The 13,275-nt window shown below is 55.7% G+C and carries 13 protein-coding genes and 1 pseudogene; 5 read left to right on the forward strand and 9 right to left on the reverse strand.

The annotated features are described in order from the left end of the window. Positions 1-36: 36 nt before the first annotated feature. Positions 37-1,455, forward strand: coding sequence for a F0F1 ATP synthase subunit beta (gene atpD, locus GWK77_01890; protein ID QHU92923.1), 1,419 nt, complete (start codon positions 37-39; stop codon positions 1,453-1,455). 4 nt (positions 1,456-1,459) lie between these two features. Then, positions 1,460-1,885 carry an ATP synthase F1 subunit epsilon gene (gene atpC, locus GWK77_01895; protein QHU92924.1) on the forward strand — a complete coding sequence of 142 codons (426 nt, stop codon included), beginning with the start codon at positions 1,460-1,462 and terminating at the stop codon, positions 1,883-1,885. Positions 1,886-1,959: 74 nt separating this feature from the next. Here atpC and GWK77_01900 read toward each other — a convergent pair whose 3' ends face one another. From GWK77_01900 to GWK77_01920, 5 genes are all read right to left on the reverse strand, one after another. Next, complete coding sequence (locus GWK77_01900; protein QHU92925.1) at positions 1,960-3,018, reverse strand: tRNA-dihydrouridine synthase; 1,059 nt, start codon at positions 3,016-3,018, stop codon at positions 1,960-1,962. A 4-nt stretch (positions 3,019-3,022) separates the two neighbouring features. After that, positions 3,023-3,934, reverse strand: coding sequence for a hypothetical protein (locus tag GWK77_01905; GenBank protein QHU92926.1), 912 nt, complete (start codon positions 3,932-3,934; stop codon positions 3,023-3,025). A gap of 645 nt (positions 3,935-4,579) precedes the next feature. Further along, positions 4,580-4,756 carry a hypothetical protein gene (locus GWK77_01910; protein QHU92927.1) on the reverse strand — a complete coding sequence of 59 codons (177 nt, stop codon included), beginning with the start codon at positions 4,754-4,756 and terminating at the stop codon, positions 4,580-4,582. 202 nt (positions 4,757-4,958) lie between these two features. Beyond that, entirely contained in the window at positions 4,959-7,835 is a 2,877-nt protein-coding gene (locus tag GWK77_01915) for a UvrD-helicase domain-containing protein (protein ID QHU92928.1), read from the reverse strand. A 253-nt stretch (positions 7,836-8,088) separates the two neighbouring features. After that, positions 8,089-8,538 carry a UvrD-helicase domain-containing protein gene (locus GWK77_01920; GenBank protein ID QHU92929.1) on the reverse strand — a complete coding sequence of 150 codons (450 nt, stop codon included), beginning with the start codon at positions 8,536-8,538 and terminating at the stop codon, positions 8,089-8,091. A 54-nt stretch (positions 8,539-8,592) separates the two neighbouring features. Between GWK77_01920 and GWK77_01925 the strand changes: the two genes are divergently transcribed. The 3 genes and pseudogenes from GWK77_01925 (at position 8,593) to GWK77_01935 (ending at position 10,834) form a co-directional block, all read left to right on the forward strand. Next, positions 8,593-9,069 (forward strand): hypothetical protein, encoded by a 477-nt coding sequence (locus GWK77_01925; GenBank protein ID QHU92930.1) that lies wholly within the window; start codon positions 8,593-8,595, stop codon positions 9,067-9,069. Then, entirely contained in the window at positions 9,069-9,692 is a 624-nt protein-coding gene (locus tag GWK77_01930) for a hypothetical protein (GenBank protein ID QHU92931.1), read from the forward strand. The genes GWK77_01925 and GWK77_01930 overlap by 1 nt, the downstream gene beginning before the upstream one ends. Further along, positions 9,692-10,834, forward strand: a pseudogene (locus GWK77_01935) (HAD-IC family P-type ATPase). Before GWK77_01930 ends, GWK77_01935 begins: the two are co-directional and overlap by 1 nt. Positions 10,835-11,403: 569 nt before the next feature. Here the strand turns inward: GWK77_01935 and GWK77_01940 are convergent. The 4 genes from GWK77_01940 to GWK77_01955 form a co-directional block, all read right to left on the reverse strand. Beyond that, on the reverse strand, positions 11,404-11,685 hold the full coding sequence (locus GWK77_01940) for a hypothetical protein (GenBank protein QHU92932.1): 282 nt from the start codon (positions 11,683-11,685) through the stop codon (positions 11,404-11,406). Positions 11,686-11,771: 86 nt separating this feature from the next. Further along, complete coding sequence (locus GWK77_01945) at positions 11,772-11,939, reverse strand: hypothetical protein (GenBank protein QHU92933.1); 168 nt, start codon at positions 11,937-11,939, stop codon at positions 11,772-11,774. A gap of 23 nt (positions 11,940-11,962) precedes the next feature. Further along, positions 11,963-12,559 carry a hypothetical protein gene (locus tag GWK77_01950; GenBank protein QHU92934.1) on the reverse strand — a complete coding sequence of 199 codons (597 nt, stop codon included), beginning with the start codon at positions 12,557-12,559 and terminating at the stop codon, positions 11,963-11,965. Continuing rightward, positions 12,502-13,257 carry a phage portal protein gene (locus tag GWK77_01955; protein QHU92935.1) on the reverse strand — a complete coding sequence of 252 codons (756 nt, stop codon included), beginning with the start codon at positions 13,255-13,257 and terminating at the stop codon, positions 12,502-12,504. The genes GWK77_01950 and GWK77_01955 overlap by 58 nt, the downstream gene beginning before the upstream one ends. Positions 13,258-13,275: the final 18 nt, after the last annotated feature.

Here is a 13,275-nt window from a genome sequence, read left to right on the forward strand (position 1 = left end):
TGAGATTAATAAAAAGGAAGTGCGGAGGAAGAATTGATGAGTAAAACACTAGGAAAAATTATTCAAATTGTTGGCGTGGTGGTCGATGTGGAGTTTCCGCGCGACGTTAAATTACCGGCAATTTATGATGCGTTGCATGTCAAGAATGGCAAAGAGACGCTGGTGTTGGAGGTAGCGCAGCACCTGGACGAGCACACCGTGCGGACGATCGCGCTGTCGTCGACTGACGGGTTGGCTCGTGGTGCGGACGTGGTGGCGACTGGTGCGCCGATTTCTGTGCCAGTGGGCGCCGAGACTCAGGGGCGTATGTTCAATGTGGTCGGTGAAGCGATTGATGAAAAGCCGCAGCCAAAGGGCAAAACCGCGCCAATTCACCGCCCTGCTCCGGATCTGTCTGAGCAGTCGAACAAGACGGAGATTTTGGAAACTGGAATTAAGGTTGTCGACCTCATCGCACCGCTGGCCAAAGGTGGTAAAGCTGGTCTGTTCGCCGGTGCTGGTGTCGGTAAAACCGTCCTAATCACCGAGCTGATCAACAACATCGCTAAGTTCCACTCTGGTAACTCGGTCTTTGCCGGCGTTGGTGAGCGTACTCGCGAAGGAAATGACTTGTACTACGAAATGGAAGAAGCCGGCGTGCTGGACAAGACTTCGCTGGTGTTTGGTCAGATGAACGAGCCACCTGGAGCACGTTTGCGCGTAGCGCTCTCGGGTCTAGCGATGGCCGAAGCCTTTCGTGACGAAGGCAAAGACGTGCTGCTGTTTATCGACAATATTTACCGCTACACCCAGGCTGGTGCTGAGGTGTCGGCATTGCTCGGTCGTTTGCCAAGCGCCGTGGGCTATCAGCCAAACTTGCAGCAAGAAATGGGTGCCCTGCAGGAGCGTATTACTTCAACGAAAAAGGGTTCGATCACCTCTGTTCAGGCGGTGTATGTGCCGGCTGACGACTTGACCGACCCAGCGCCAGCGACCACCTTCGCCCACCTGGATGCGACCATCGTGATGAACCGTGCCTTGACGGAAATTGGTATCTACCCAGCTGTCGATGTGTTGGATTCTAGCTCTAATTCGTTGGATCCAGAAATCGTTGGTGAGGAACACTACCGCGTGGCGCGCGAAGTTCAGCGAGTGCTGCAGCAGTACAAGGAACTACAGGACATCATCGCCATCCTCGGTATGGAAGAATTGTCAGACGACCAGAAACAAATCGTTGCTCGGGCTCGTCGTATCCAGCGCTTCCTGGCGCAGCCATTCCACGTGGCTGAGAAGTTTACTGGCAATCCAGGCGTGTACGTTAAGTTAGAGGATACTATCCGCGACGCTGCCGACATCTTGGCCGGTAAATACGACGACAAGCCAGAAAGCTGGTTCTACATGGTACAAGGCACCTTGGCTGACCAGGTAGCTCGCGATGCCGAACGTGCAAAGCAACCAGAGGTAAAGAAGGACTAGCCTGATGAATTTGAAGCTGGTAACGCTCGGTGGTGTCAAGCTGGATGAAACGGTCTACTCGGTAACTATTCCGACGATTGACGGCGAGATTTCGGTGCTACCGAGCCACGAGCCGCTGGTGACGGTGGCCAAGGACGGCGTGATCACCGTGCGCTGGCGTCAAGAAGATTCTGATAATCAGTTGGAGTATTTCGCAATTTCCGGCGGCGTGGTGAAAATTGATTATTCATCGGTGCAAATCCTGGTGGACGAGGCTGATCATGGCGACGACATCATCGAGGCGGAGACTCAGGCGGCCCTGGAGCGTGCCATCAAAGCCCGCGACGAGGCCGGCGACCAAGTCGAACGCGAGAAAGCCAAACAGCTCATCGACCGGCACATGGTACGGCTAAAGGTAGCAGATCTTCATCGGCGCAAGCGACGGCGGTAGTAGATTGTTTACGGTGTCATTTTAGGCGCACGTTTGATTACGATGTGCCTTGCGGTCGGTTACGGACACCCAGTTTATCGATTATCCAGTAATTGGCGGACGTCGTCGGTGCTGGTGGTGTGCATCAACTGCTCGCGCAGCTCCTTGGCGCCGTCGAAGTCGCGGATGTAGATTTTGAAGAAGCGTTTTAAGGTTTCGTAGGGGCGTCCGAGGGTTGGCTGGTAGTGGTCGAAGAGGTCGAGGTGGTAATGTAATAAGGCGATTAGTTCAGATTTGTGATGGGCAGCTAACCTATCCTCGGTCGAGGAGGCTGTGATGGGCGCGTCAAGCCCCGTCAGCCGAACGCCACGGGCTGGCGAAGCCACCCGTAAAGAGTACTCCGAGACAGAGGATAGGTTAGCTGCCCTCCTAAAGCAAAACGGATCGCTAAAAACTCCCCGCCCGATCATCAGGCCATTGACGCCGGGGTGCTGGCGGGCGAGCTCTTCGCCGTGAGCGCGGTTGCGGATGTCGCCATTGATGGTTAGTAGCGTCTGCGGGGCGATTTCGTCGCGTAGCTTGATGATGTCGTCGATGAGCTCGTAATGGGCTGGGACTTTACTCATTTCTTTTTTGGTACGGAGGTGGATGGTTAGGTTGGCGAGGTCCTGTGCCAGTAGCGTGCCCAGCCATTCTTTCCACTCGTCAACGCGTGAATAGCCGAGCCGTGTTTTGACGCTGACTGGCAGTCCTGCAGTTTTGGCGGCGGCGATGGCGGCGACCGCCACGTCGGGTCGGCGGATGAGCGCTGCTCCCCCGCTTTTGATGGCGGATTTGGCGGGGCAGCCCATATTGATGTCGATACCGTCAAAGCCGAGCTTGGCGCAATGGGCAGCAAATTGCTCCATATCGCCCGGCTCGCCGCCCCAGATTTGGGCGACCAGCGGATGCTCGTCGTCGGTCTTGACGAGCCGCCCGGCGATAGCTTTGTCGCCAGCATGCACCCAGCCGGTGGCATTGGCAAACTCGGTGAAAAACACGTCGGGTGCGCCTGCCCTTTTCACGACATGGCGAAACACCACGTCAGTGACGGCTTCCATCGGCGCCAAGATAAAAAATGGCTGCGGCAGATTGTCCCAACATGTCATGTTCATGTTGTTAGTCCTTTGCTAAACAATATACTTTCCGCGATAAATAGACGTAGCGCCTCCAGCTCGCCGCGAACCTGTGCTCGCTCCAGATAGGTATAGTACGCTCGCTTGCGCTCTTTGGCAACGAGGGTGGCACCAACCCCAGTTGCAGGGCCTGGACAAAGAGCAAGAGTCGCCCGGTGCGACCGTTGCCATCGCTAAATGGATGGATTTTTTCAAATGTCGCATGAGTACGGGCTAGCCATTCAATCGACTCTGTTTTGGGCGATTTGTTCATTTCATCAATACACTCGGACATCGCTTCAGCAACCCGCAGATGGTTTACTGTTGTGACACGACTACCCGTGATGCGCACACCGTGCCGGCGGTAGAGTCCGGCGTCGGACACCAGCGTATTCATCAGCCGGACGTGCGTTTGCGAGATCAGCTCTTCGCTCCACGTAAAATGCGTCCCTTCTTTGTGTAAGGCATCCAGCAGAAAGTAGAGCGCAGTGCGGTGGTTACGGGCCTCTATCTGTTCGCGCGCTGTCTTGTTGGCGAGAACGCGATTATCATCGTTCAGCACCTCTGCGACGTCTGCTAGGGTCATTGTGCTACCCTCGATCGTGTTCGTGTGGTAGGTCAAGTGGAGCGTCAGGATGTCAAGTAATTCTTGATTCGCCAGGAGTGTTCGGATCGTCATGCGGCTGGCCTGGGCGGCACGTTCAGTAGCGAGGTGCTTCGCCTCGTCGATGGTGTCCCGCCCGAGCATCTCTTGATGTAATAGCTGAATATTCGCCAGGTTTTTGGCGCGCGGCGACATGTGTTGGTGTACCCAGGCGTTGAGTGTACGCACCGGCACATCTAAGCGACGTGCCAGTTGTTCTTGGGTAAGGCCTGTCCGCATCAGAATTTCTTGGAGTAATTGCGCTGCGTTCATGTCGTGATATTACCAAAACATCATGATGTTTGTCAAATAGCACGATGTTTTCTCGTAGTCTGATGGTATGGTGGCGAGGGTCTTTGGGATGTACAAGTGGCTACCCCTGTCTGACAATCACTCCCCCAAAAAGGTGAAATCCCCGCGTCATCGTTGACGCGGGGTGGTGGACTCAAGCGGTTCTGCTCGGAGCTGCCCGGAGGGCTGCTGCTACGAGTGAACTCGCGAGTCCTGGGCTTGGGGCCCCGCCGACCAGATGCATCCGGATACACCTGGTGGCGGGGTGGAGGTTATCTATACAGATAGCCTCCAGGGACTCTTCCCGGGGACCTTCCGGGAAGAGTGAGGGTGGAAAACAACGTTGTTTTCGCTGCAGACCGGCCCGTTGGGGCCCTAGCTTGTCTGCCATACGCCGCCGTGCTATTGCGACGCATGTCCCCTCAGTGGATGTGGCGGGAGTCGAACCCGCGAGGCTCGGCGGTTTTTAAGACCTAGCCTCCTGACCCAGCACACCCTTGATTCTTTTCCGGACTACCGGTCGGCGAATCAGGCCGAGGGCGGACGGACGCCCTGTTGCTGGCCGGGGAGGCCAGCGGGTTTCGGGGTCGCACAAACCCCGACCGCCAAGAGAACCGCTAAAAACGATCAGCGCTTGCCAAATTGCTTCTCGTCCTTAGCGACCGCCTTTTTGGCGGCCGTTCCCCAGGAGCCGATCTGGCGACCAGCCTCCTGGAGCTTTCGGACTTCAAAGTCCGAAAGCCTTTCCCCGGCAGCCGCCTTGTCCAAGGCGGCCTTCCGGTCGGCAGGATTCCACGTAGCCATGAGAGTTTTTCACCCCCTTCCTGCCGCAGTTGCGGCGCGTAGAAAAGAGCTAACTCCCCTGTCGAACCATGCTTTTGTGCGAAGCATGGTCAGGGCTTGGTGTCATTCGCGACACCTCACCGGAAGTTAGCTCCGTCGAACAAAAGCAAGTATATTTATATCAATAAAATAAAGAAATGTCAATACATCTTGGCATAATTGCCTACGCCGCCTCTGTTAACAAATCATCCTCAAACTGCACCATCCCCTTATAATCTGCTGAATACCCAGAGATATCTGGTAGGTCCAGGGTAGTGATTTTCCGCCAGACGATGCCGATGAGCCGGGCGAATTCAGCCAATTCTTCCTCAGAGAATGTGTCTTCCAGGCTGAGGATATCGCCAGTTTTCATATCCGGCTCGACGAACTGCAGGCGGGCACCGGTGAAGCTGAAATTGCTATAATCGCGTGAGGACTCCACCAAGAGTTGATAAAACATCAGCTGCTGGCGGTATTTGTGGAGCTTGATTTTTTCGTAATCTGACGCGCCCTTCCAGGAGTGCGACGGCTTGCCGGTCTTGTAATCGGTCACAAAGATGGTCTTATTATGCTTATCAATATCGGCGACGTCCAGCTTGCCGGTCAGGCGCGCGCCGCCAACGATGATGCCTTGATGAGCGAAATCGAGTTCCGCCAGCTCGGTGTCATGAAAATCGGACGATTTGGCGTCCAGAAACGCCGTCAATGCCGCCGTGCCTTTGTCCAGATATAGCGTGAAATCGTCGGGTGGTAGGTGCTGGGCCTCGAGCGATGTGCGGAAATAGTTGAGGATGCGCTCGGTGGTCGGCAGGTGGTGGTCGGCGCCTAGCAGGTTGTGCAGCTGCTGGAGACTAGCGTGAATGGCGGTGCCGTAACTGGCGGCGGGGCTTTTGGCGGACGGAAAACGCAGCAGATTATTCAACAAAAAGTTCTGCGGGCCGCCGCGCGAGACGTCGAGGAAATTATTGAGATGCGTGATGGAAAGTTTGTAGGTTTCTAAGGTCGGCGCCAGTACATCCTTGAGCTCCGCGGTAATCGGCGCGCTCAGCCGCGCGCTCCAGTCGGTTTGCGCCACGGTAATTTGCGCTGCGGGCGTGTCGGCAGCGGGGATAATCGTCGGCGTGTGGTCGGTCAGGAAGCTGGCGATCATGGTGTCGCTGCCGGCGTCGTTGGTCTGGGAATAGGTCATGGTCAGGGTGGTTTTGGCGCGGGTCATCGCCACGAAGAATAGCCGCAGCCGCTCGTCGTAGCTAGTGCCGGCGGGCTGGAGTTTGAGGTTGGCGGGATAGCGAATCAGCCGCGAGCGCGAGCGGACTTTCTCGCCCCACGCGCTGTCGATTGCCCCGATGACGAAAACGTGCGGGAATTCTAGGCCTTTGGATTTGTGGGCGGTCATCAGGTTGATGGCGCCGCCGAGGGCGCTGGCCTGGGGGCGGATGTGTGTCAGGCGGGTTTTGGTCGAGCGGTGCAGGTCGATGAATTCCAGGAAGTCCGCCAGTGTCGGGGTCGCGTCGGTAGTGCGGTCGCGTAATTTTTGGCGCAGCGTGCGCAGGCTCTCGAGCGTGGTCAGGTAGGCGTCGGGATTTTGAGCGAGGTTGTCGGGCGAGAAGTAGTGGGCGGCGAGAGAATTAAGCGAAGAGCCTTCACTAGGACTCCTCTTTTCGCGCCAGGCGTCTGAGGACGCTCGGGCGATGGTCGCTATACGGCGTTCTGAGGAAAGCTCCTCGCCGGTTGATTGCAAGAGTTCCCTGCCAGAGTGAGCGCCGGAACTATCCCTATCGACTCCTCTTTTCGCGCCAGGCGTCTGAGGACGCTCAGGCGATGTTCGCTGCACTGAGTCGATTGGAGTAATTCCAGCACCCATCTCTAGCCCTAGCAACTTATCCAGCTGCTCCTCCAGCGGCAGATTCGGTACGTCCTTCGCCCGCTCTAGTAGCCACTCGCCAAACGGCTGAAAGGTGCTGTTCGCCAGCATGCTCTCCAGCCACAGCTGCCGATTTTTATAAGCGTGGAGGCTTAATCGCCAGATATCCAGCGCCGAAAAGCCGAACGCCGGATGGGCGATGACCTCTGGTAGTAGGCTGTTAGCGGTATCCAGGTTATTCTGATGAATCGCCATGACGACCCGCGCTAGCTTGTCCAGCGCCTGAATGATGTCCTGCTCTAAAATATCGTCGTGACGCTCGTAATTGACCATCAGGTTCTGGCGGTACAGGTATGGCAGCAGCTCGATCAGTTCCTTGTGATGGCGGGCGATGACGGTGATGTGCGCTGGGTCTTCGCCGCGTTTGATCATCTCGGCAATTTGCCGGGCCACCCCTGCCCGCTCCTCGCTCGCCGAGGTAAATTCCTGCATCTGAACCTGGGTGCCGCTACCAGACGCATGCGCGGTCAATTGTTTTGACAAGCCGTCAATGGTGTTTTCTAAGCGGTCCGTCCCTTGGGTAATCACCCTGCGCGCCGCCGTCAGGATGTCAGCTGCCGAGCGGTAATTGTCCGTCAGTACGATGATTTTCGGGTCGTGATAGTGCTGGCGGAAGCGCTGGATATTGCCAACATCCGCGCCCTGAAAACTGAAAATCGCCTGGTCGTCGTCGCCGACCGCCATGATGTTGGGATTGTCCTCGTCGCCAGCCAGGTCGAACAGCAGCCGCAGCTGCGCCAGATTGGTGTCCTGAAATTCGTCGACCATGATGAACTGAAATTGCTCTTGGAGGTTGGCGCGTAGTTCCGGGTGGGACTCGCAGGCTTGAATGACCGACAAAATCATGTCGTCGTAGTCAAACAGTGAGCGCTCGGCCAGCACGTCGCCATATGCTTCGTAGACGTCAATGGCGGCGGATAATTTCTCGCTGGCGGCAAAATCCTTCAGGACGAACTCGCCGGCAGCGTTCTTTTCGCACCACTTGTTTTTCCAGGCAGTTAGTGGTTTGGTGGAGTTGGCGTCGATGGCCTCTTGGGCCGTATGGGCGATACTGAGCGCCAGGACCTGAGCGTACGGGGTGATGGAGGATGGCAGATTGGCAGAGTTTTGGGCGGTGGTCGCAGAGTTATCTGGCACCGGGCTGGCGGCATTTTCAGAAGGTTTTGCGGCGTCTCCCCTGCCGGATTTGTCGGAATTTCCCTCGCCAATTCTCTCGGCAATATTCTCCGCCAGCGGCGCAAATAATTCGATGGTTTTTTAGAAATCTTACTCGCAAATACCTGCTGGATGTCAGCGGTAATGTCGGCGATCACCCGCTGATTATCCGCCGTAATCGCCCGCAGCTCCGCCGGCGTGAGGCCGCTCTGCTTGAACTCGGAAATGACTCGGATTAGCTCGTTGTGTAGACGAATTCGCTGTTATTTTTAACGCTCAGCGGATTACGCCAATCAAGCCCCTCCAGAATCCCCGTCACGATTTGGTGCTGCGTCAATTCATCCGCTGGCTGAGCGTCAGCGCCGTGAAAAAAATATTCCCGGTGCTGATTGATAATCTCCGTGCCGAAGCTGTGAAAGGTGTGAATGGCGATTTTATACGCATCCTCGCCGATGATCTGGCGCAGGCGCTGGCGCATGTTGGCGGCGCCGCTCTCGGTAAATGTCAGGCACAAAATACTGTCCGGCAGCGTGTCGGTCTGGCGCAAAATCTGGGCGGTGCGCATGCTCAGCAGCTCGGTCTTGCCCGTGCCCGGCCCGGCGATCACCAGGAGCGAGCCGTGAATATAATCGACCGCCTGGCGCTGATTGGCGTTCAGCGTGGCGTAGCGCGTGTCAAAGTCCATGAGTTAATTGTAGCACGCTGGCGGAGGCGCTGGTAACAATGGTAAATAGTAGGTATGCACGATGAACGGGCACTCGCGGCGCTGATTGATAATCAGTTTGGACTGACGGTCAAAATCCAGTCGGTTGTGCTACCGATGAGCGATGTCAGCCGCACGGCGCAGGCGACGGTGGTGCTTGACGCGACGGGCGAATTGTTGGCTTACATCACAGCGCGGGCCATCATGACGCTGGGCGATGTCAAGCGGTTGGTGCGGCGAATGGGCTTGCGGCCAGAGCGGTTCGTGCCGCCAAAGCACCAGCCGAACTACTTTGACGACGTGGCGACCGAGAAGTTCCAGGCGGTCTTTCCGGGGATGAATGTCACTTCGCCGGATGACTTGATATATTATCGAACGCTGGTGCCGTATAATCCAGCCCTGGTCGTCATATCAGAAGTTAAGCGCGGTGAAATATACCAATTTGACCCGGACGCCCGTGGCGGCTATCGTGTCGGTGCGCGATTACATTACAAAAGGAGCGAAACAATATAATGCGAGATTATCTGGATATTATCAAGAGAAATTTACTGTCGCCAATTGTGCTGGCGATTTTCCTGCTGGCCGGGGCGCTGATTTATGTGCGCGAGTATCGCGATGCTTGGTTTATTTCGGTGGTGATCGTGGTCAATTCGCTGATCGGCATCGTTCAGGAAATTCGTGCCAAGCGGGTGCTGCACCGGCTGGAGCTGATGAGTGCGCCCAGGGCGCGGGTGCTGCGTGATGGCCAGGCGGTGGAGGTGCCGTATGATTCGCTGGTGGTGGGCGATGAGATTATTCTCAGGGCCGGTGATGAGCTGCCGGCGGACGCAGAGGTGACGGTGTCGAAGGGTTTGGAACTCAATGAAAGCATGCTGACTGGCGAGTCGGCGGCGGTCGAGAAAGCGGCTGGTGATACGGTGCTGGCGGCAACCACGGTGCTGGCGGGCGAAGGTACGGCGCGGGTCACGGCGGTCGGCGACCAGACGAAAGCTGGCACCATCAGCCAAGTTCTCAAGCGCTACAAACCGGAATTGACACCGCTGCAGGTGGCGATTTGCGGCGATCACTTTCTTGACATACGGCGCGATTGTGTTGGCGGCGCTGATCTTTACCGTGTATTATTTGTCGGGCGATAATGTGTGATTATCCTCAAGACGATTACCTCGCGGCGGTAACGTGTGCCGGAGGGCTGCTGCTGGCTAGTTCCCTGCTGCTGGCGTTCGGCTCGCTGCGGCTGGCGCAGGCCAAGGTGTTGCCGCAGAAATTGGCGGCGATTGAGGCGATGGCGCTGCTCAATCTGTTGGCGGTGGACAAGACTGGCACGCTGACCAGCGACGAGGTGACGCTGGAGCGGGTGGTGGCGTTTGATGAGATGATATCGGCAAATTCGATCACGGATACTTCGGAAAAATCCGCAGCCCAAGCGGCCGCGGGCAGCCCAGCGCGTAGATTTTCGGAGATAAAACTATCTGAAGCTGCTTCGGACGTTGCCGAGCTGGCGGCCTCATTGCCCATGAAACCAGGCGGCAATATTACCGGGCAAGCGATTCTAGCGGAAATCACGCCGCCCAAGCACGCAGACATCATCGAGGTGATGGCCTTTCCTCGGCGCGCAAGATGGCGGGCGTCCGGGCGAAGGTCGACGGCGCGGTGCGGACATTGATGATGGGGGCGCCGGAGTTTGTGGCCAAGCTAGCGCCGGTTGACGCATGCTCCAGCGCCAGCTGGACGAGTGGGCGGACAGCGGCCTCAGGGTGCTGATGCTGGCGGAGTTTGATGATGAAACGACGAAATTAAAGGATTTGCCAGATGGTTCTGGGCGGGCGATTGGAGCGGTGATTTTGCGTAATTCCCTGCGCGACGGCGTGATTGATACGGTCAAGTTCCTCCAGGAGCAAGGCGTGGTCATTCGGGTGATTTCCGGCGACAATCCGCGCACCGTGCAGCACATCGCGCGCCAGGCGGGCATCGATAATCCAGACAAGGCCATCCTCGGCTCGGCGCTAGCGGTCTCAGCGACAAAGCCTTCAATAAGGCCGCTGATGAACATACAATTTTTGCCCGCGTGCTGCCAGAGCAAAAAGAGCGGCTGATCGCTCATTTCAAGCAGTCCGGCAAGTTCACTGGCATGGTCGGCGACGGCGTCAACGATGCGCTGGCGCTGAAAAAATCCGACCTCGGCGTGGCGATGTATGCGGGCGCTCCGGCGTCGCGGCGGGTGGCTGATATTATTTTACTCAATAATTCATTCACCTCTCTGCCGATTTTCGCGAAATAGGTCGGGTGTGACTTCGTCGCCCCACCAGGTATCGCTCGCGATAGGCCCGTCAAGTATAAGCTCTTGATTATTCGATGAAACGGAATTGCTCCACTTCCAAAACTTCATGCTTTTTTCCTTGTTAAAGTTAATGCTTCGACTCCTGCTTGCCCGTCCAATTTGAGCGTTTTGCTCTCGTCTTATTTCTAAGACTACAGATTACGATTTATCGAACTCATAACGCACCTGATCGTCTGTCGAGCAGCATTGACAATCTTGATATTGTTGACGTGTTTACACTTCGCGTTACTACAACGCACCTGTGCAATCATCTGCGTGACGCCCTTGATATTTAGGTAGCGGCCGCACTCCTCGCACCGCAAATCTAAATCAGCCATCTCGTCATCGATGATTCGCCGCTCGGCGTTGAGATATGCCTTGACGACGCGGTATTTCGGGTGGCAATGCCGTTCGGATGTACGTCGTAGCCGTCATTCTGCGCAAAGTTGTTGATGAATATGCCGCGTCCCTGCCAATGATTGCTTCATTCAGATTCAAAATTGGCTCATCGACTGCCACCCATTTATCGATTAGCGTGCACAAAACTCACACGGCTTACCAGTCTCACTTTCCATCGCTTTCTCGATCAGTGTTCCCGTTTGGTTTTGCACTTGCTTCATCGCCTCAACACTCGACAATGCATCAGCTCGTGATATCTCAGTGCGAGCCATTCGCTGCACTCGCCACTCGTCGGTCTTCATAATGCCTCGCAGCTTCTCCTCCAGTTCAGACTGTGCCCAGCCATGAGATGCCGCATGATCAAGCACGCGGCGGATTGAGGCGGCTGTGTCATCAGCGTATGAGCGTGCCACATTTAGTAGATAGCCTCGGTAGGCTTCCTGTGTCGATGCCGCTACCACAAAGCCAGTTAATCCAGCAGTGGATACGCCGTTATCTATCAATAGTTGCTTGCCGTCTCAAAGTAAATCGCACCTTGAACTATCATCAACGCCACGATGATCAGTAGCAGTGCCTCGGCAAACTCGTTCTGCTCGTCGTCTTCCTCGGTACTGTTTTCAGCCACCTGACGAGACTCAGCGATAGCTCGATCAACCTGTTTCTGCATAAACTCTGTCGTTGCATCATAAATCAGCTGCTCGAAATCATCGAGCGTCTGTGGCTGCTTGTCGGCTGATGCTTTTGGGCTGGTGCTGTTCGCTTCTCCTCGAGTCCCATATTGCCAACCTTGCGGCGATCAGGTGCGTCCGCCACTTCATCGCCCTCGTCAACATCTGGCTTATCATTCTCAATTTCTGGCGGTTTGTAGTTGCCCTTACGCAATAGCTTGAAATTATTAGGTAGCTTTAGCGCGTCAATGATGCTCTCGGTGCTATAGCCTGCCGCCTCCAGCTTCAGAATGCTATTGATACGAATATCGTCAGCTTCAGCCTGCACTTTGACCTCGTCGACAACCTGAGGAATAGCGAACTCGTAGGTAATGGCCACGCCCATGCCGCCGGTGATTCGGTTCAGCTCGTGCGTCAGCTGTGTGTAGTTGCGTAACAGTAATGGATCAACGACATTCTCAGCAAACACCTGCTTGGACACCTGTGCATTAGCATATGTAGCTGTGTCGTCAATGCCTTTCATGATTGCCGACACGCCGAACGACGTATCAATACGCCTGTCTACTTGCTTAAATAAGTTCTCGAAGTCAATATCTTTGTTTGGTTGCGAGAACGGCACCCACTCAACGGCCGCTGTGGTCGACGGCTTGCCGGTCTTGGAGTCAACCGGTCGGTGTGTGTAGGTGACATTGTTATTACTACCAGCTCCGCGATGAGCGTCTTGCAACATTGCACGCTCTCTTGAAACGCCTGCCGAGTTGGTGCAGTAATGATAAACTGCCCAGCCGGTACTGCCCCGTTCTCGAAAAAGCCAGCCTGGAAGTCGGCAATGTAGTCGTCGAGTGTCGCCCAGCGGCGCGAGGCCTCAGATGGCGAATACCCAGCGTACAGGTCGTTTGGATCAACACCGCCAGGCAACACCAGCACCTCATCTTCAGTAAACGTCTGCGTGCCGACTGTGTATGTTGTCTTGCCGCCAACTCGCGCAACTCGCGGAAACTCCAGGAACGTAAAGCCGGCAATATTCCTACCGCTCTGCCCCATAAAATCACCGCCAGGCTTTGCCACGCCACCGTAGTTGCTCCAAACCAAAATGTAGGTCTTCCGCAAGGACAATGTCGAGACAGCTATCTTTTCAGCAAACGCCACGGAACTGTCGGACTTGTTCGGATGGTATAGCGCGTCAATAATACAATGATCAATCTGTTCTCCATTGCCATTGATAGCAAACGGCCGCACCGTCATGTATTTATTGGCAATCGTGCGAATATTAGGATAAGCCGTCGCGTAACTGCTGGCTCGGTAATGATCGAACATTGATAATCTCTGAAAAGC

This window comes from Candidatus Saccharibacteria bacterium oral taxon 488, assembly GCA_010202645.1.
Taxonomy (GTDB): domain Bacteria; phylum Patescibacteriota; class Saccharimonadia; order Saccharimonadales; family Saccharimonadaceae; genus Nanosynbacter.

Excerpts from the sequence above, each read along its gene's own strand:
- atpD (QHU92923.1), top strand. The coding sequence starts at position 37 with ATGAGTAAAACACTAGGAAAAATTATTCAAATTGTTGGCGTGGTGGTC.
- atpC (QHU92924.1), top strand. The coding sequence starts at position 1,460 with ATGAATTTGAAGCTGGTAACGCTCGGTGGTGTCAAGCTGGATGAAACG.
- GWK77_01900 (QHU92925.1), bottom strand. The coding sequence starts at position 3,018 with ATGAACATGACATGTTGGGACAATCTGCCGCAGCCATTTTTTATCTTG.
- GWK77_01905 (QHU92926.1), bottom strand. The coding sequence starts at position 3,934 with ATGAACGCAGCGCAATTACTCCAAGAAATTCTGATGCGGACAGGCCTT.
- GWK77_01910 (QHU92927.1), bottom strand. The coding sequence starts at position 4,756 with ATGGCTACGTGGAATCCTGCCGACCGGAAGGCCGCCTTGGACAAGGCG.
- GWK77_01920 (QHU92929.1), bottom strand. The coding sequence starts at position 8,538 with ATGGACTTTGACACGCGCTACGCCACGCTGAACGCCAATCAGCGCCAG.
- GWK77_01925 (QHU92930.1), top strand. The coding sequence starts at position 8,593 with ATGCACGATGAACGGGCACTCGCGGCGCTGATTGATAATCAGTTTGGA.
- GWK77_01930 (QHU92931.1), top strand. The coding sequence starts at position 9,069 with ATGCGAGATTATCTGGATATTATCAAGAGAAATTTACTGTCGCCAATT.
- GWK77_01945 (QHU92933.1), bottom strand. The coding sequence starts at position 11,939 with ATGCAGAAACAGGTTGATCGAGCTATCGCTGAGTCTCGTCAGGTGGCT.
- GWK77_01955 (QHU92935.1), bottom strand. The coding sequence starts at position 13,257 with ATGTTCGATCATTACCGAGCCAGCAGTTACGCGACGGCTTATCCTAAT.